Source organism: Xanthobacter aminoxidans, assembly GCF_023571765.1.
Taxonomy (GTDB): domain Bacteria; phylum Pseudomonadota; class Alphaproteobacteria; order Rhizobiales; family Xanthobacteraceae; genus Xanthobacter; species Xanthobacter aminoxidans.
This window is the reverse complement of sequence record NZ_JAMJXC010000032.1, coordinates 1-18513: the sequence shown is the minus strand read 5'-3', so window position 1 is coordinate 18513 and position 18513 is coordinate 1. Positions and strand designations below refer to the sequence as shown.

The 18513-nt window shown below is 69.6% G+C and carries 13 protein-coding genes; 11 read left to right on the top strand and 2 right to left on the bottom strand.

Features of this window, described 5'->3' with window-relative positions; all coding sequences use genetic code 11:
* Positions 1–68: 68 nt before the first annotated feature.
* Positions 69–1547, bottom strand: coding sequence for a peroxidase family protein (locus EJ105_RS26490; RefSeq protein ID WP_250168700.1), 1479 nt, complete (start codon positions 1545–1547; stop codon positions 69–71).
* A 337-nt stretch (positions 1548–1884) separates the two neighbouring features.
* Here EJ105_RS26490 and EJ105_RS26485 point away from each other — a divergent pair, with 337 nt between their 5' ends.
* The 10 genes from EJ105_RS26485 to EJ105_RS26440 all read left to right on the top strand — a co-directional run bounded on the left by EJ105_RS26485 (position 1885) and on the right by EJ105_RS26440 (position 15638).
* Complete coding sequence (locus EJ105_RS26485; protein ID WP_029555873.1) at positions 1885–3021, top strand: helix-turn-helix transcriptional regulator; 1137 nt, start codon at positions 1885–1887, stop codon at positions 3019–3021.
* A 148-nt stretch (positions 3022–3169) separates the two neighbouring features.
* Positions 3170–4909 (top strand): di-heme-cytochrome C peroxidase, encoded by a 1740-nt coding sequence (locus tag EJ105_RS26480; RefSeq protein ID WP_250168699.1) that lies wholly within the window; start codon positions 3170–3172, stop codon positions 4907–4909.
* Entirely contained in the window at positions 4896–6164 is a 1269-nt protein-coding gene (locus EJ105_RS26475) for a cytochrome P450 (RefSeq protein ID WP_250168698.1), read from the top strand. Before EJ105_RS26480 ends, EJ105_RS26475 begins: the two co-directional genes overlap by 14 nt.
* Before the next feature lie 17 nt (positions 6165–6181).
* Positions 6182–6913 (top strand): hypothetical protein, encoded by a 732-nt coding sequence (locus tag EJ105_RS26470; RefSeq protein WP_250168697.1) that lies wholly within the window; start codon positions 6182–6184, stop codon positions 6911–6913.
* A gap of 205 nt (positions 6914–7118) precedes the next feature.
* A complete protein-coding gene (locus tag EJ105_RS26465) occupies positions 7119–7994 on the top strand; it encodes a chorismate mutase (RefSeq protein ID WP_029555877.1) in 876 nt (291 codons plus the stop codon).
* A gap of 26 nt (positions 7995–8020) precedes the next feature.
* On the top strand, positions 8021–9175 hold the full coding sequence (gene hisC, locus EJ105_RS26460) for a histidinol-phosphate transaminase (protein WP_250168696.1): 1155 nt from the start codon (positions 8021–8023) through the stop codon (positions 9173–9175).
* Positions 9172–10113: a prephenate/arogenate dehydrogenase family protein gene (locus EJ105_RS26455; RefSeq protein WP_250168695.1), complete on the top strand. Its 942-nt coding sequence runs from the start codon at positions 9172–9174 to the stop codon at positions 10111–10113. Before hisC ends, EJ105_RS26455 begins: the two co-directional genes overlap by 4 nt.
* 178 nt (positions 10114–10291) lie before the next feature.
* Positions 10292–10927 carry a DUF1007 family protein gene (locus EJ105_RS26450; RefSeq protein ID WP_029555880.1) on the top strand — a complete coding sequence of 212 codons (636 nt, stop codon included), beginning with the start codon at positions 10292–10294 and terminating at the stop codon, positions 10925–10927.
* Between the two features lie 44 nt (positions 10928–10971).
* Entirely contained in the window at positions 10972–11964 is a 993-nt protein-coding gene (locus EJ105_RS26445; RefSeq protein ID WP_250168694.1) for a nickel/cobalt transporter, read from the top strand.
* 194 nt (positions 11965–12158) lie between these two features.
* Entirely contained in the window at positions 12159–15638 is a 3480-nt protein-coding gene (locus EJ105_RS26440) for an indolepyruvate ferredoxin oxidoreductase family protein (protein ID WP_250168693.1), read from the top strand.
* Positions 15639–15815: 177 nt separating this feature from the next.
* Here the strand turns inward: EJ105_RS26440 and galU are convergent, their stop codons facing one another.
* Positions 15816–16715, bottom strand: coding sequence for a UTP--glucose-1-phosphate uridylyltransferase GalU (gene galU, locus EJ105_RS26435; protein ID WP_029555883.1), 900 nt, complete (start codon positions 16713–16715; stop codon positions 15816–15818).
* Positions 16716–17011: 296 nt separating this feature from the next.
* Between galU and EJ105_RS26430 the strand changes: the two genes are divergently transcribed.
* Positions 17012–18337, top strand: coding sequence for a lytic murein transglycosylase (locus EJ105_RS26430; RefSeq protein WP_250168692.1), 1326 nt, complete (start codon positions 17012–17014; stop codon positions 18335–18337).
* The last annotated feature ends 176 nt before the right edge of the window (positions 18338–18513 follow it).

The window sequence follows — 18513 nt, the reverse complement described above, 5'->3', positions numbered from 1 at the left end:
CCGACGCGAAAAGGCCGCCGGCACGCAGCGCGCCGGCGGCCTTTTCGGCGATGGTGATGGAGGCGGGCTCAGCCGTCCTCTTCCGCCGCCAGCAGCACGAGATCGCTCAGGGTGAAGCGGTCGAAGTCGCGCAGCTCCCCCGGCGCGAGGATGGAGGCGTCGGAATGGCGCGCCAGCGTCCACAGCGCCTCGGCGACGATGCGGCTGCCCACCGGGCCGAGATGCTTGCCCGCCGGCCCGGCGGGATCGCCCGCCTCGGCGAGGATGTAGAACCACAGCGGCGTCGCCTCGCAGAACGGCAGAGCGGCAACGCGCTGGGCTTCGGGCAGTGCGGCGAGCAGCGTGTCGTCGCGCAGCGGCCTGAGGCCGAGATGCTGCGCCACCGCCTGCCCGCTCGGCAGGCCGAGCCGGTAGCCGCGCGACAGGTGCCGGAGCGCCGACGCCTCCACCGTGTCCGGCGCGCCGGCGAGGATGGTATCGAGCCGCCGCGCCCGCTGCGGCGCCTCCGCCTCCAGCGGCAGGAAGCCTTCCCAGGCGATGATGCGATCCGCCGGCAGGCCGTCCGGGCCCGAGCCGGAGGGGCCAAGGGCGGTGCGGGTGGAGAGCGCCGCCCCTTCCGCGTCCCTCAGGTGGCGGTTGTAGTCGTAGCTGGGCCGGGCGAGGCTGGGGGCGATGGCGAAGGCCGCCGCCCAGAATTCCACCGGGATGAAGATGTCGCCCGGCCGATCCTGCCGCCACAGCAGCGGCCCCTCGCTCATCACTTCCTCCACCACCGCCGGATCGGCGATCTTGGGCAGGAGATCGAACAGCACCATCCATTGGTAGCGCTGGCGCAGCGCCCGGCGCGCCGCCTCGAAGGAGCGGCCGGTGGCGACCAGCGCATTGTGCGCCTTGAGGAAGGCGACGTGGAGCTGGCTGAGCGGCAGGCTGCGATCGTTGCGCGCGTCGCTCATGCGCGGCACGCGATCGCGGGCCGGGTCGAGGGCGCGGGGCAGGCGCGGCAGGTCGTTGCGCGCGCCCTTGCGCGGCGGCAGCGCCGGCTCGCCCAGCGGGTTGCGCCACACCTCGCCCAGCAGCATCCGGCGCACGGCGGCGGGATCGCGCGGCGCGTCATAGATGGATTCGAGATCGAGGCAGCCGGACCGGCGGTTGAACAGGGTGGAGAAGGTGCCCAGGGGAGTGAAGGTCGGGGCGCCCGCGAGCTGCGCCTCCTCCGCCGGCCGGCGCTCCCAGACGAGATCGTTGAGCACGAACTCCACCAGGAAGGCATAGGCGGCGGGAATGTCGGCATCGCCCTCGGCGCGGCGGCGCGGCGGCCGCCCGCTCGGCGCCTCGGCACAGGCGCCCATGGCGGTGGCGAGGCGGGCGAGATCCTTCAGGGTCCGCGGTCCCTCGCCGATGCCGCGCGAGGGCGTCGCCAGGGTCGGGAACATGCGGCCGAAGCCATGGTCGCTCGGCCGCGCCCCCGCCTCGATGGCAAGGCTCCGGACGCGCGCGCTGATCGCCTCCCGGGTCGAGGGGCGCTGCTCGTCGCTTCCGGTGGTCATCTCAAGGGGCCTTTCGACACGCATTCTAGGGCACGCTCCTCTGATGCCCCCGCCCCGGGGCTCCCCCATACGTCACCATTTCAACGGTTCGGTCAGCATCATCCGAATGGGGGATGACCCCCTTTCGGACGTCTTGCAGCTTGAGGTGGTTGTGCAATGCTGCGCTCACGATCTCCGTGGGCCGCCCGCCGGCATCGGCGGGCGCCAGGGCAAGCCTCAAGGCACACTCTAAGTCGCCGTCCGGTCCTCGCGGGGTGGACCATGGCGGCCCATCGGATCATGGCGACGCGATCGCCGGCCCGGCCGGAGATATCGCCGCGCGAAAAATGGGACGGACATGGGCGAACTCGATCACTACTCCCGCCTCGTCGGGGATGTTTACGAGCTTTCCGGCGATCCCCGTCAGTGGGGCATCCTGCTCGAAGGCGTCACCCGCTTCATCGACGGGCGCGTCGGCCAGCTCGCGGTCTTCAGCCTCAAGCAGCAGACCAAGCCCACCTGGCGCGTGTGGGGCCACGACCACAACGATTACAAGACCTTCCTCTATCGCCACGCGACGGAAGACCCCCGCCTCTCCTACATCCTCTCCAATCCCGGCCGCGTCATCTGCGGCGAGGACGGGGTGGACCCCGACCAGTTCCGCGCCTCGGCCCTGTTCCGCGAGGTGGTGGAGCCCATGGACATCGAGCATTCGCTCGTCTCCTACTTCGCCCAGGAAGCCGACGTGATGGCCACCATCTGCGCCATGCGCGGCCGCGCGCAGGGGCCGTTCGGGCAGGCGGAGCGGCAGAAGCTCGGCCTCGTGGTGCCGCACCTCAGGCGCGCGTTCGAGCTTTACGCGCTGCTCGACGAGGCGAAGGCGAAGGTGGGCGACATCGCCGCCGCCCTCGACATCGTGGATGCCGGCATCTTCCTGGTGGATGCGGAGATGCACGTCGCCCACGTCAACCGGGCCGGCGAGAGCATGGTGAAGTCCGGCGACATCACTGTCCGGCAGGGCAAGCTCGCCTTCCGCGACGACCGCGCCTCCCGGCAGGTGGCCTCCGCCGTCGCGCTGGCGCTGGCCGCCGCGCGGGGCGAGGCCAACATCACCCATGCCGAGCACATGGAAGTGCCGCGCGCGGGCGAGGATGCCGGCCCCTACCGGGTGTCGCTGCATCCGCTGCCGGCGGGCGAGGGCAGCCCGCGCCTCGCCACCCGTTCGCAGATCGCGGTGGTGGTGCGCCAGCCGGGACGCGGCGGGGCGGACGTGGCACGGCGCATCCAGACCACCTTCAAGCTCACGCCCTCCGAGGCGGCGCTGGCGGCGGCGCTGGCGGTGGGGGCCTCCCTCGCCGACTTCGCCCAGCAGCGCAACGTGGCGCTCTCCACCGCGCGCAGCCAGCTGAAGGCGCTCTACGAGAAGACCGGCACCAACCGGCAGGGCGAACTCGTCGCGCGGCTGCGCGAGAGCGTCGACCTGTCGCTGGTCTGACGGTTCATCGCGCACCGGTTCATCGCGCATTCATGGCGCGTGGACATCATACGGCCGCGCCCGAGATGGCGCGGCCGCTCACGATTGAGGGGTTCAAACGGGCGTCTTCCGGCAGGGGCCGCAGACGCAGGACGATCCGGGGGCAAGAATGCTGGGGCGCAAGGGTCTGATCCTCGGGGCGGGGATCATCGGGTTTCTGGGGCTGGCCGCCCTCACCGACGCCATCATGTCGCGCAACGAGGCGCCGGCCGAGCCGGGCAAGGCGCAGCCGCTCGACCAGGGCTGGTCGAAGGAGATGCGCGAGCAGTTCTATTTCACCTCCCAGGGCTCCCAGCTGATGCCCTACGCCATGCTGCGGGCGCTGGAGCAGCCGCTGTCCGACAAGCTGTTCCTCGATCCCGCCCATGTGGCGGAGATGGGCTTCCTGCCGGCGGACGGCCCCTCGGCCCTCAATCCGGACGGCCTGCCCATCGGCTTCGTAAAGGACCCGCGCCCCGGCACGAGCGCGCTCGGCCCCATGGTCGGCCTCACCTGCGCCGCCTGCCACACCGCCGACATCGAGGCGAAGACCGGCGCGCGCATCCGTATCGACGGCGGCGCCTCGCAGGGCGACTACCAGCTTCTGATGGCGCGCCTCAGCAAGGCGCTCGACATCACCCTCGCCGATCCCGCCAAGTTCCACCGCTTCGCGGCGCGGCTCGTGGCCATGGACCCGAAGGCCGTGCGCCCGGCGCTGGAAGCTCTCGCCACCGAGATCCGGCGGCTGGAGGCCGCCTCCTGGACGCCGGTGCCCTACGGGCGCGGGCGGCTTGATGCCTTCGGCCACATCCTGAACGCGGTCTCCGCCACCGCGCTCAACGAGCCGGCCAACTACCGCATCCCCGACGCGCCGGTGAGCTACCCCTTCCTGTGGACCACGCCCTGGCAGCGCTACGTGCAGTGGAACGGCGTCGCCGGCAACCCGCTCGGCCGCAATCTCGGCGAGGTGCTGGGCGTGTTCGGCCATCCGGACTTCGCCAACGGCAACCTCAGGGACGCCAGCTCCACGGCGCTCGGCGACAATCTGGTCCACCTGGAAGCCTGGGTCTCCACGCTGAAGCCGCCGCCGTGGCCGGAGAAGGAGCTGGGCAAGGTGGACACCGCCAAGGCGAAGCGCGGCGCCGAGCTGTTCAAGGCCAATTGCGCCGGCTGCCACGGCGGCCCCGACTATCGCCTCACCCCGGCCGCCGAGACCGAGGGCGGGCGGCAGTGGCTGGCCGTCTCCATGGTGAACATCGACACCGTGAAGACCGACCCGAAGATGGCGATGAACTTCATCACCCGCTACGCCAAGCCCGGCCCCTTCGCGCCCCTGCTCGGGGCCGCGCCGCACTCCCAGGACGGCAAGGAAGTGCTCGCCGGCTCGCTGCTGCTGGCGGCGGTGACCACCCTCACCGAGAACAATCTGCGCGCCCGCGGCATCACCGGCGACGCCCGCAAGGCCGCCTATGGCTGGCGCTTCGCCCCCGGCAGCGACACGCCGCAATCCGGCTGGCTGCTGCCGCCGAGCTACAAGGCCGGCCCGCTGGCCGGCGTGTGGGCGACGGGGCCGTTCCTGCACAACGGTTCGGTGCCCACCATCTATGACCTGCTCTCCCCCGAGGAGGAGCGCCCGGCGGTGTTCTATGTGGGCTCGAAGCGCTTCGACGCGGAGAAGCTGGGCTTCGTCTCGTCCTACGACTCGATCCCCGAGGCGGAGCGGGTGCGCGTGTCGCGCTTCGACACCGCCCTGCCCGGCAATTCCAATCGCGGCCACGCCTTCCCCACCGGGGCGAAGCTCTCCCCCGAGGATCGCTATGCCATCATCGAATACCTCAAGATCCTGGAGGGGCCCGATGTCCGTCCCTGAGGCCGCGGCGCGCGTGCGCCCCTACACGCCCTATCTCGACAAGCTCGCCGCCGTCCGCCCCGCCGAGCGCTGGCCGCTGGCGCGGGGCTGGATTTCCAGCGAGCCGCGCCCCTTCTTCGCCGAGCTGCGCGCCCACGCCCCGGTCTATGAGACCAGCGAGGTGACGCTCATCGCCAAACGGGCGGACGTGATCGAGATCCTGTCCGTGCCGAAGGTGTTCACCGTCGATCTCTACAAGCCCAAGATGGGCGACTTCATGCTCGCCATGGACGAGACGGTGGTGAACTACCGCGACAAGTCCGTGATGCGCGCCATCCTCGCCTGGGACGACCTGCCGAAGATCCGCGCCGCCGTGGCCGAGATCGCCGACGCCGCGCTGAATGCGGCGGGGTCCGAGATCGAGGCGGTGCAGAAGCTGGCGCGGCTCGTGCCCCTGCGCATCGTGCAGCGCTTCTTCGGCATCAAGGGGCCGGACGCCGACCTGCTCGACTGGTCCTATGCCAACCAGATGGACCAGTTCAACAATTTGCCCTACGACGACCGCCCGGACGCCGACGCCATCCATAAGGCGGCGGAGGACAGCCGGGTGAAGCTGCGCGCCTTGTTCGCCGCCCTCATCCCCGCGCGCATCGCCGAGATCAAGGCCGGCACCGCGCCGGACGACAGCCTCACCCGCATCCTCAGCCTCAATTTGCCGGCGGCGGACCATTTCGGCATGGACCGGGTGGTCATCAATATCGGTGGCCTGCTCATCGGCGCCATCGAGACCACGGCGGAAGCCGCCATCAACGCCTTGGCCGAACTCTTCGCCCGGCCGGAAGTGCTGGCCGATGCGCGGGCCGCCGCCAAGGCGGGGGATGACGCCGTGTTCGACGGCTATGTGTGGGAGGCGCTGCGCTTCTCGCCCATCGTCGCCTTCATGTTCCGCGAGGCGGCGGCGACCTACACCCTCGCCAAGGGCACGGCGCGGGAGAAGGTGCTGGGCAAGGGCACGGTGGTGCTCCCCTTGAGCCTCTCCGCCATGTTCGACCCGGACTTCGTGCCGGAGCCGGACGCCTTCAAGCCGGATCGGCCGTTCCACACCTACCTGCATTTCGGCTACGGGCACCACGAATGCCTCGGCCGCTATGTGGGCGGCACCATGATCCCGGAGATCGTGAAACGCGTGCTGCTGCGCCCCTCCGCCCGCCCGCTGGCGCCGGTGGACATGGCGGGCACGCCGTTTCCCCAGACCTATCGCATCGGCCTGACCTGACGGAGTAGAGTTGCGGGATGGCTCCCGTTCCCGACATTCCCCCCGCGCTCTGCCAGCCCGTGCCGGTCGCGAAACCCGCCGCGAAGCCTCCCGCCCAACCCGCCTCCGTCCCGTCCGGCAAGGCGGAAGAGGCGCGGCAGGCGGCGGTCGCCAAATATGGCGAGACGCTGTTCTACCGCGCCGGGGACGACCTCTTCGCCTTCCCCGCGCGCTATGCCCTCGCGCCGCGGGAGCTGGGCCTGCTCGGCTGCCTCATCCGCAGCCGAGAGACCGCCTTCGCCTTCCCCCTCTCGGACATGGCCACCGCCATGGCGGCCCATGCCGCGACGCCCGGCGTCGCGCCGCCGCGTGCGGCAGGGACTGCGGAAGCCGCACCGGCGGGGGATGACCCGACCATCCGCGTCACCGCCTTCCATCTCGGCCCCCACCCCGACTTCGCCGGCATGACCAAGACCATCGCCAGCGTGCGGCGGGAGGACAAACGGCAGGGCTTCCTCAACGATCTGGAGCGGTTTCCGGCAGCGGGCGGCGATTATCTGGTGCGCATCTCCGAGGATCGCGGCGTGCTCGCCCGCCTGCCGGCAAGCCCCGATGTCGCCGACGCCCGCGCGCAGCTCTGGTTCCAGACGCCCGTCTGGTCCGCCGCCGTGGAGGTGCCGGCGAACGCCTTGCCCCGCTGGGACACCATCCACGCCGCCATCGACGCCTTCGTCGCGCAGCATCTGGTGAAGGGCTATTTCAAGCGCTAGAGCGCCTGGATACCGGCACGGCGCGCAACAAAGTTTTGATTCCCGCGCCCGTTCCCGGTAAGCCTCGCCGGCTGGAGGGCGTGCCGGAAGCCTGCGACGCAGGCGGATCGGGTCCCGCGGTCTCCGTCCCCGAGTTGGAGGGGCGTTTCATCCGGCGGACGGACTTCATCCGCCAGGGCGTCGCGCTCCAGACGCGCGAACGCCAATGACACACAACGACGCTCCCCTCTCCGACGCTCCGCTCTCACTGGCCGACCTGCGCTCCGAGATCGACCGCATCGACGCGGCCATGCACCAGCTGCTCATGGAGCGCAGCGAGATCATCGACCGCCTGGTGCAGGTGAAGCACACGCAGGGCACCGAGGGCGGCTCCGCCTTCCGCCCCGCCCGCGAGGCGGACATGATGCGCCGGCTCGTGGAGCGCCACCACGGCCTGCTGCCGCTCGATACGGTGGAGAGCATCTGGCGCGTCATCATCGCCACCTTCACCTATGTGCAGGCGCCCTATTCCGTGCACGCCGACCTCTCCGGCGGCGAGGCGCCCATGCGCGACAGCGCGCGCTTCCATTTCGGTTTCACCGTGCCGTTCCTGCCCCACATGGGTGCGCGCGGCGTGATCGATGCGGTGGCCGGCTCGCGCGGCGATCTCGGCCTGCTGGCCGCCGCCCCCTCTCCGTCTGCCGCCGACCCCTGGTGGACGGCGCTGGAGGCGGAAGGCGCGCCCAAGATCATCGCCCGCCTGCCCTTCGTGGAGCGCGACGACCACCCCGCCGGCCTGCCGGTGTTCGTGGTGTCCCACCCCATCGCCGATGCCGCCGTGCGCGAGGTCCGCGTCTATTCGCTGCGCGTGACGGGATGGAGCGCGGCCGCCGGCCGTGCCATACCCGCCTTCGCCGAGGTGGTGGTGGCGCCGGATGAAGCCCTCGACGGCGCCGCTCTGCTGGTGTCCCTGCCCCCCGGCCATGCCGTGGACGAGGTGACGGGCGCCCTCACTGAAGCGGGCGCGGGCATCCGCGCCGTCGCCGAGGTGGGCAGCCACGCCGCCACCCACAAGGTGGTGCGCCCCGCCGCCCGGCCGTGAAGAAAGATTGTCTGGAGTTACCCGAGATGTCCGCCGTGCTGAACGACCCGATCCCCACCGGCCGGCCTGAGCCGAAGCCGGGCGTGCTCGCCATCGAGGCCTATGTGCCGGGCAAGAGCCACGCGCCGGGGGTGGAGAAGGTGTTCAAGCTCTCCTCCAACGAGACCCCCCTTGGCCCGAGCGAGAAGGCCGTCGCCGCCTTCGCCGAGGCCGGGCTCAAGCTGGAGGACTATCCCGACGGCTCCGCCCGCGCTTTGCGCGAGGCCATCGCCAAGGCCAATGGGCTTGATCCCGAGCGCATCATCTGCGGCGCCGGCTCCGACGAGATCCTGAACCTCGTGACCCACACCTATGTGGGCGCGGGCGACGAGGTGATCTATTCGGAGCACGGCTTCCTCGTCTACAAGATCGCGACGCTGGCCGCTGGCGGCGTGCCCGTCGTGGCGAAGGAACGCGACCTCACGGCCGACGTGGACGCGCTGCTCGCGCTGGTGACGCCGAAGACGCGGCTCGTCTTCCTCGCCAATCCGAACAACCCCACCGGCACCTATTTGCCGTTCGACGAGGTAAAGCGCCTGCACGCGGGCCTGCCCTCCAACGTTCTGCTGGTGCTGGACGCGGCCTATGCCGAATATGTCCGCCGCAACGACTACGAGACCGGGCTGGAGCTGGCGCTCTCCGCCGAGAACGTGCTGATGACCCGCACCTTCTCCAAGATCCACGGCCTCGCCGCGCTGCGCATCGGCTGGGCGGTGGGCCCGGCCCATGTCATCGACGCCATGAACCGCATCCGCGGGCCGTTCAACATGAACACCCCGGCCCTGCTGGCGGGCGCTGCGGCCATTGCCGATGCCGCCCATGTGGAGAAGTCGGTCGCCCACAATTCCAAGTGGCTGCCCTGGCTCACCGGCAAGATCGAGGCGCTCGGGCTGAAGGTGACGCCGTCCGTCGCCAACTTCCTGCTCATCCACTTCCCGGAGGAGCCCGGCCGCACGGCGAAGGAGGCGGATGCCTTCCTCATGCGCCGTGGCCTGGTGCTGCGGCAGGTGGCGAGCTACGGCCTGCCCAACGCCCTGCGCATGACGGTGGGCACTGAGGAGGCCAACGAGCTGGTGGTCGCCGCGCTGACTGAGTTCATGGCCGGCGGAGCGGCGGGGACCACCAAGGGGCCCACCAAGTGATCCAGCCCCTCGTGCCGCGCCTCGCCATCATCGGCGCGGGTCTCATCGGCTCGTCGCTTGCCCGCGCCGCGCGGGAGAAGCATCTCGCCGGCACCCTCGTCGTCGCCGACGCCGACCCCGCCGTGTGCGACCGCGTGCGGCAGCTCGGCTTCGCCGACGTGGTGACGCAGGATGCGGGCGAAGCCGCGGATGGCGCCGACATCGTGGTCGTCGCCGTGCCGGTCGGCGCCTCCGGCAAGGTCGCCGAGGTGGTGGGGCCGCGCCTCAAGGCCGGCGCCATCCTCTCGGACGTGGGATCGGTGAAGGGCTTCGTGGTGGAGGCCATGGCCCCCCATGTGCCGGCCCACGCCCATCTCATCCCCGCCCATCCGGTGGCCGGAACCGAGTTTTCCGGCCCCGACGCGGGTTTCGCCACCCTGTTCGAGAACCGCTGGTGCATCGTCACCCCGCCAGAGGGCGCGGCCCCCGAGGCGGTGGCGCGCATCGTCGGCTTGTGGCGGGCGGCGGGGGCGAATGTGGAGACCATGAGCGCCCAGCACCATGATCTGGTGCTGGCCATCACCAGCCATGTGCCGCACCTCATCGCCTACAACATCGTGGGCACGGCGGCGCATCTGGAGGAGACGCTGACCTCCGAGGTCATCAAGTTCTCCGCCGGCGGCTTCCGCGACTTCACCCGCATCGCCTCCTCCGACCCCACCATGTGGCGCGACGTGTTCCTGACCAACCGGGACGCCGTGCTGGAGATGCTCGGCCGCTTCACCGAGGACCTGACGGCGTTGCAGCGGGCCATCCGCTACGGCGACGGGGACGTGCTGTTCGAGCACTTCGCCCGCACCCGCGCCATCCGCCGCTCCATCATCGAGCAGGGCCAGGAGACCGCCGCCCCCGACTTCGGCCGCCGCGCGGCGGAAAAACCGAAGCACGAGGACAGCTGACCCTTGGTAAGGGTGCGCCGGCCGATGTGACGCACGGAATATGACGCACAGGCAGGCCCTGTCACACCCGCGTGTCATATCCGCGTGTCATGGGGCCTGTAGGGACCGGCGTCACCATTCCGCCGAAGTCTCGCGCGACCTGAGAGGGGTTCGCCCCGACACAAGGAAGTAGATTCGGATGCTGGCGCGCCTGCTGCCCGTCGTCATGCTGCTCGCCGCGGCGCTCCTGCCCGGGGTGGCGGAGGCCCATCCCCACGTCTGGGTGACCATGAAGACCGAGGTGGTCTACGGCGCCGACGGCAAGCTCACCGCCCTCAAGCAGGCCTGGACCTTCGACGACGCCTTCACCGCCTTCGCCTTGCAGGGGCTGGAGAAGCAGAAGGACGGCAGCTATGGCGACGACGTGCTGAAGCCGCTCGCCGAGGTGAATGTCACCTCCTTGAAGGAATATGACTATTTCGTCCGGGGGAAGACCGCCACCGGCAAGCTCGCCTTCAAGGACCCGGTGGATTATTACCTCACCTACGAGAACGAGCTGCTGACCCTGCACTTCACCTTGCCGCTGGCCAAGCCCATCGCGGTGAAGGGCGCGGCCACCATCGAGATCTATGATCCGACCGTGTTCGTCTCCTTCTCCTTCGCCGACAACGATCCGGTGAAGATGGTCGCAGCGCCGGCCGGCTGCACGCAGGAAGTCACCTCGCCGGAGCCGCCGGCCAGCTCGACGCTCAATGAGGCCTTCTTTGCCGGGCTGACCGCGGGCAGCACCTACGGCGCCCAGTTTGCGGACAAGATCACGGTGAAGTGCCCGTGAGCGGGTTCCCTGCGGCGGTCCCCGGGCGGATGCGCCGGGCGGGGATGATCGTTCTCGGGCTCGGCGCGGTGGTGCTGTTCGCTCTGCTGGTGGCGCTGGTGCTCTATCCGGACCTCGCCTTCGCGCAGGGTTTCGGCCCGCCCGGGGGCGGCGGACCAAAGGCGACGCCCTTCGGCCTCGGCGGCGGCGGCGCCCCGCCCTCCGGCATCACCGGCTTCATCCTCGCCAAGCAGTCGGAATTCTACCGCGCGCTGGTGGGGGCCGTGCGCGCGGCCAAGAAGGATGGCAATGCCACCTTCCTCCTCGCCGGCCTGTCCTTCGCCTACGGCGTGTTCCATGCCGCCGGCCCCGGACACGGCAAGGCGGTGATCTCCTCCTATCTCCTCGCCGATGGCGGCACGCTGCGCCGGGGCGCGGCCCTGTCGCTGGCCGCCGGCATGGTGCAGGCGGTGGCGGCCATCCTGTTCGTCGGCATCCTGGCGCTGGCGCTGGGGGCGACCGCCGTCTCCATGGCGCAGGCCATGACGGTGGTGGAAGTCGCGGCCTATGGCGGCATCGGCCTGTTCGGGCTTTATCTCGCGATCGTGAAGGGCCGCGCCCTGGTTGCTGCGGCGCGGGGGGATGTCGGCCATATCCATGCCGCCGACTGCGATTGCGGCGACAAGCACGCCCCCGACCCCGCGCTCCTCGCGGGACAGGGCGGATGGAAGCGCGCCGCCATCGCCGTGGTCTCGGCCGGGGCGCGGCCGTGCTCCGGCGCCATTCTGGTGCTCACCTTCGCCTTGTCGCAGGGCGTGTTCCTGAGCGGCGTCGCCTCCGCTTTCGCCATGGGCCTCGGCACCGCCGCCACCGTGACGGCCATCGCGGCCATCGCCGTCTATGGCAAACGGCTTGCCGTCCGCATCGCCGGGCGGGACACCAAATGGTCCGTCATGGCCCGGCTGGGGGTGGAGCTTGGCGCCGCCCTGCTGGTGATGCTGTTCGGCTTCGGCCTGCTCACCGGCTATCTCGAAAGCGAGCGCCTGCTGCCGGGCTAAGCTCCCGCAGCGCAGCCAAATTCGGTTGCGATGCACCAAAATTCGTCACGCCCAGCTTTTCGGCAATTTCGTTGCGCCTTGAATTGGAACAACGAAATTGCCGGGTGCGACACTCCGTGCCAGCCTAAAGGCGAACGGTGCGCGTGATTTCCACGCGACGCCGTCCCCTGCCCGGCCCCGCTGGAGGCGTCGCGATGGCTCTGAAGCCTGTTTCGCTCGACGACAAATATGACCTGTCCCAGGAGCGCGTGTTCGTATCGGGCACGCAGGCCCTGGTCCGCCTCGCCTTGATGCAGAAGGAGCGCGACCGGCGCACCGGCCTCAACACGGCCGGCTATGTCACCGGCTATCGCGGCTCCCCCCTCGGCGGGCTCGACCAGCAGTTCCTGCGCGCCGAGAAGGTGCTCAAGGCCAACGACATCAAGTTCATGTCCGGCCTCAACGAGGATCTCGCCGCCACCGCTTTGTGGGGCTCCCAGCAGGCGGAACTGCGCGGGGAAGGCAAGTATGACGGCGTGTTCGGCCTCTGGTACGGCAAGGGGCCGGGCGTCGATCGCTCCGGCGACGTGTTCCGCCACGCCAACAACGCCGGCACCTCCCGCCACGGCGGCGTGCTGGCCCTCATGGGCGACGACCACACCTGCGAAAGCTCCACCACCGCCCACCAGAGCGAGTTCCACTTCGTCGACGTGATGATCCCGGTGCTGAACCCGGCGGGCGTGCAGGAGATCATCGATTACGGCCTCTACGGCTGGGCGCTCTCCCGCTTCGCCGGCACCTGGGTCGGCCTCAAGGCGGTGAAGGACACCATCGAGTCCACCGGCATCGTGGACGGACGGCTGGACCGCGTGCGCATCGAGCCGGCGCTGGGCTTCGAGATGCCCCCCGGCGGCCTCAACATCCGCCTCGGCGACACGCCGCTGGCGCAGGAGGAGCGGCTTCAGGAGTTCAAGCGCGACGCGGTGCTGCACTTCCTCAGGGCCAACCGCCTCAACCGCTTCATCACCTCCGGCGGCGCCCGCCCGCGCATCGGCATCGCCACCGTGGGCAAGTCGTACCTCGACGTCCGCCTCGCGCTGGACGAGCTGGGCATCGACGAGGTGCGCGCCAACGATCTCGGCATCCGCATCTGGAAGGTGGCCTGTCCCTGGCCGCTGGAAACGCAGGGCCTCTACGAGTTCGCCAAGGGCCTCGACCTCATCATGGTGGTGGAGGAGAAGCGCTCCCTCATTGAGGTGCAGGTGCGCGAGGAATTGTACGGCACCGCCAACCAGCCCGTCTGCATCGGCAAGAAGGACGAGCAGGGCCGCTGGCTGTTCCCGGTGAAGGGCGCGCTCGACCCCAACGACATCGCCATTCAGCTCGGCCGCCGGCTCCTCGCCTATGGCGACATCCCGGACATCTCCGCGCGCGTGGCGGAGCTGGAGGAGGCGCAGCGGGTGCTCGCCGCCACCTCCGACGTGGCGACGCGCATTCCCTATTTCTGCTCCGGCTGCCCGCACAATTCGTCCACCAAGGTGCCCGAGGGCATGCGCGCCTACGCCGGCATCGGCTGCCATTACATGGTGCAGTGGATGGACCGGGAGACCACCGGCTTCACCCAGATGGGCGGCGAGGGCGCCAACTGGATCGGCGAATCCTCCTTCTCCAAGCGCGGCCACGTGTTCCAGAACCTCGGCGACGGCACCTACAACCATTCGGGCTATCTGGCGCTCCGCGCCTCCTGCGCCGCCAAAGTGAACGTCACCTACAAGATCCTCTTCAACGATGCCGTCGCCATGACCGGCGGCCAGAAGCATGACGGCGACCTCACCGTGCCCGTCATCGCCCGGCAGGTGGCGGCGGAAGGGGTGGAGCGGGTCGTCGTGGTCACCGACGAGCCGGGGAAATACCCCGCCAACACCCTCTGGCCTGCCGGCCTCACCATCCACCACCGCGACGAGCTGGACGCCGTGCAGCGGGAGCTGGCGGCCATTCCCGGCGTCACGGTGATGATCTACGACCAGACCTGCGCCTCCGAGAAGCGCCGGCGCAGGAAGCGCGGCCAGTTCCCCGATCCGGACAAGCGGGTGCTCATCAACGAGCGCGTCTGCGAGGGCTGCGGCGATTGCGGGGTGAAGTCCAACTGCGTCTCCGTGCAGCCGCTGGAGACCGAATTCGGCCGCAAGCGCGAGATTGACCAGTCGTCCTGCAACAAGGACTTCTCCTGCGTGAACGGCTTCTGCCCCTCCTTCGTCACCGTGAAGGGCGCCAAGCCGAAGAAGAGCGCCGGCGCGGCGGCCGGCGCCGACAGCTGGCCGGAACTGCCGGAGCCGGCGCATCCCGAGATCCACGGCACCTATGGCGTCATCGCCACGGGCGTCGGCGGCACCGGCGTCGTCACCATCGGCGCGATCCTCGGCATGGCGGCGCATCTGGAAGGCAAGGCCTGCGGCATGATCGACATGGCCGGCCTCGCCCAGAAGGGCGGCGCGGTCTACAGCCACATCCGCCTCGCCAACGACCCCGCCGACATTACCGCCATCCGCGTCCCAGCGCGCGGCGCCGACGTGGTGCTGGGCGGCGATCTGGTGGTGGCCGGCACCAAGAAGGTGCTGGCGGCGGTGAAGCCGGGCAAGACCATCGTGGTGGTGAACACCCACGAGGTGCTGCCCGGCGACTTCACCCGCAATGCCGACTATTCTCTGCCCACCGAGCGCATCAAGCGCACCATCCGCGATCTGGTGGGCGAGCCGCAGACCCATTTCATCGAGGCGAGCCGCCTCGCCCAGGCGTTGTTCGGCAATGCGCTGGCGCAGAACATCTTCATGGTGGGCTATGCCTACCAGTTCGGCGCCCTGCCCCTCTCGGCCGCCGCCATCGAGCGGGCCATCGAGCTGAACGGGGAAGCGGTGGCCATGAATAAGGCCGCCTTCCTCTGGGGCCGCCGCGCCGCCCACGATCCGAAGGCGGTGGAGGCCATCGCCACGCCCAAGGGGACTGTCTCCAGCGACGCCCGGCGCCTCTCCCAGAGCCTCGACGAGGTGATCGCCCGGCGCGTCGCAGATCTCACGCGCTACCAGAACGCCGCCTATGCCGCCCGCTACACCGCGCTGGAGGACAAGGTGCGCGCGGCCGAGCAGGCCAAGACGCCCGGTCGCGGCGGGCTCGCCGAGGCGGTGGCGAAGAATTTCTACAAGCTCATGGCCTACAAGGACGAATACGAGGTCGCCCGGCTCTATGCCGACGGCGCGTTCCGCGCCCAGGCGGACGCGGCCTTCGACGGCGATCTCAGGTTCGAGTTCCACCTCGCCCCGCCGCTCCTCGCCCGCCGCAACGACGCGACGGGGGAGTTGCGCAAGATCACCCTCGGCCCGTGGATGATGAAGGGCTTTTCCCTGCTGGCGAAGCTGAAGGGCCTGCGCGGCACGGCGCTGGATGTGTTCGGCTACACGGAAGAACGCCGGACCGAGCGGGCGCTGATCGCGGACTATGAGCGCACGGTGGGAGAGTTGCTGGCGAAGCTCGATCCCGCCAACCATGCGCTCGCCGTCGCCATCGCCTCCATCCCGGAGAAGATCCGCGGCTTCGGTCCTGTGAAGGTGCGGCACCTCGAAGCCGCGAAGGCCGAGGAAAAGGACCTCCTCGCCCGCTTCCGCAACCCGCCGGCCCCGACGGCGGTGGCGGCGGAATAGGCTAAACCGCCCTCGCCGCCCCGCGCCACCGTCATGCCCGGGCTTGTCCCGGGCATCCACGGGGTTCGGCTGGGAATAAATCCGCGGCGCCCGGCTCTTTCGACCCGACGTGGATGGCCGGGACAAGCCCGGCCATGACGCCGTCGGTTTGAAAGCGGTCGGGGGCGCCGAACGCCCTCAGTTCCCGCCCAGCATCGCCTTCAGCTCGGCGCGGAACTCGCCCTCGATGTCGGGGCGGGACAGCGCATAGGCCACATTGGCCATGAGGAAGCCGATCTTCGAGCCGCAGTCATAGACCGAGCCGTCGAACCGCACCGCGTAGAACGGCTCGGTTTCCTTCAGCTTCAGCATGGAATCGGTCAGCTGGATCTCGTTGCCGGCGCCGCGCTCCTGCTTGGCAAGCAGGTCGAAGATGCCGGGCTGGAGGATGTAGCGGCCGGAGATGGCGAGGTTGCTCGGCGCGGTGCCGGCCTTGGGCTTCTCGACCATCTGGGTGATGGCCTTGGCGCCCTTCGCCGCATCGGCGCCGGTGCCGACGATGCCGTACTGGTGGGTCTGGTCGTCCGGCACCTCGTACACCGCCACCACGTTGCCGCCGGTCTCGTTGTAGGCCTCGACCATGGAGCCGAGGCAGCCGTGGCCGTTGCCATTGCCGGCCTTGGGCATGTGCAGCATGTCCGGCAGCAGCAGCGCGAACGGCTCGTCGCCGATGATGTCGCGCGCGCACCACACCGCATGCCCGAGGCCCAGGGGCAGCTGCTGGCGGGTGAAGGAGGTGGTGCCGGCCTTGGGCGTGTCGCGGTCGAGCTGCTCCAGCTCCTTGACCTTGCCGCGCTCCTGAAGCGTGCGCTCCAGCTCGAACTGGCGGTCGAAATGGTCCTCGATCACCGCCTTGTTGCGGCCGGTGACGAAAACGATGTGCTCGATGCCGGCGGCGCGGGCTTCGTCCACCACGTGCTGCACGACGGGCCGGTCCACCACCGTCAGCATCTCCTTCGGCACCGCCTTGGTCGCCGGAAGGAAGCGCGTGCCGAGGCCCGCGACGGGTAGGATCGCCTTGCGAATGGGTCTACGCATCTTGAGTAATGCCCCTCCTGAATACCCACGCCCGTCGTCTAGCACAGCTCGGCGCGGACGGCGCCCTGCGCGGCACGCCGCCGCCTGGAAACCTTTCCTGCCCCTATGGCAGCCGAGTGGCAACGGCAGAGATCTCGGCCGTGTTCCCCAACTTCGGTTAACGCCGCCCCAACAGCATACCAGCCGTTGAAACTTGCCATCCATTAACCGCGACGCAACCATATTGCCGCCCAGTAGGAGCCTCAGACGATCATCCCGGTGCCCTCGTGGCAGGCCGGAAACGGAAGGTTTTCAAGATGGCATCGACGACGCGCGAAAGGACCACCTTCGGAAGCGGCGTGGCCGTGACGCTCGCGCTGTTTGCCGGTCTCGTCAGCCCCGCCGCCGGACAGGCCCAGACGACCGGCTCCATCTTCGGCTTCCCGCCAGCCCAGCAGACCCCGCCGGCCGGCGCCGGCCATCCGCTGATGACGCCGCAGGCCATCGCCCAGGCCGAGGCGAACTTCCCCCAGTGCATCGCCAATCTGTGGCCGCTGGCCCAGTCCAAGGGCGTCTCCCGCCGCACCTTCGAGACGTACACCGCTTCGCTGCAACCGCAGATGAAGATCATGGACTATCTCGACAGCCAGCCGGAATTCTCCAAGCCCATCGGCGCCTATGTGAACATGCTCGTCACCGAGACGCGCGTGAAGAAGGGCCGGGAGATTCTGGAGCGCTACAAGCCCATCTTCGACCGGGCGGAAAAGGCCTATGGCGTCGACCGCTACGCCGTGACCGCCATCTGGGGCATTGAATCCACCTATGGCGACCCGGACGGCATCGGCCGGCGCAACGTGCTGGAATCCACCGCCACCCTCGCCTGCATCGGCCGGCGGCAGGACTATTTCCGCGACGAGTTCATCGCCACCCTGCAGATCCTGGAAAAGGGCGACGTGCCCTACGACCATCTGAAGGGGTCGTGGGCGGGCGCGTTCGGCCCCACCCAGTTCATGCCCACCTCGTTCCAGCGCTTCGCCGTGGACTTCGACGGCGACGGCAAGCGCAACGTGGTGGATTCCATCCCCGACATCATCGCCTCCACCGCCAACAATCTGAAGCTGGACGGCTGGGAGTTCGGCAAGGCGTGGGGCTATGAGGTGGCGCTGCCGCAGGGCTTCGACTACCGCCTCGCCAGCCGCAGCAACAAGAAGACGCTGGGGGAATGGAACGCCCTCGGCGTGCGCCGCGCCAACGGCGTCGCCTTCCCGCGCCCCACCGATACCGCCTATCTGCTGCTGCCGGGCGGCGCCAACGGCCCCGCCTTCCTGATGATGCGGAACTTCGACGCCATCCTGAAGTACAATCCGGCCGACGCCTACGCCCTCGCCATCGGCCATCTCGCCGACCGGCTGCGCGGCGGCGGCGCCTTCGTCCAGTCCTGGCCGAAGGAGGAGCGCGGCCTCTCCAAGGCCGAGCGGCAGGAAATCCAGGGCCGCCTCGCCCAGATGGGCTACGACATCGGCAACGTGGACGGCATCCTCGGCCAGAAGAGCCGCGTCGCCATCCAGGACTATCAGGCCCGCGCCGGCCTGCTGCCGGACGGCTACCCCGACCTCGTCCTGCTCCAGCAGATGCGCCGCTGAGGGGCGAGCGCCCCTCGCGCCCCGGACGCATGCAGCGACAGCGGAATGCGATCCGGCAACTGTGTTGAGGGCTGGTCAGGTTTGGAAGGTGACGTTGTCGCGTAGGAGGGCGTTTGCGGTGACGACGATGCGTCTGGCGATGGCGACGAGTGCGAGCTTTGGTGGTTTTCCTGCGG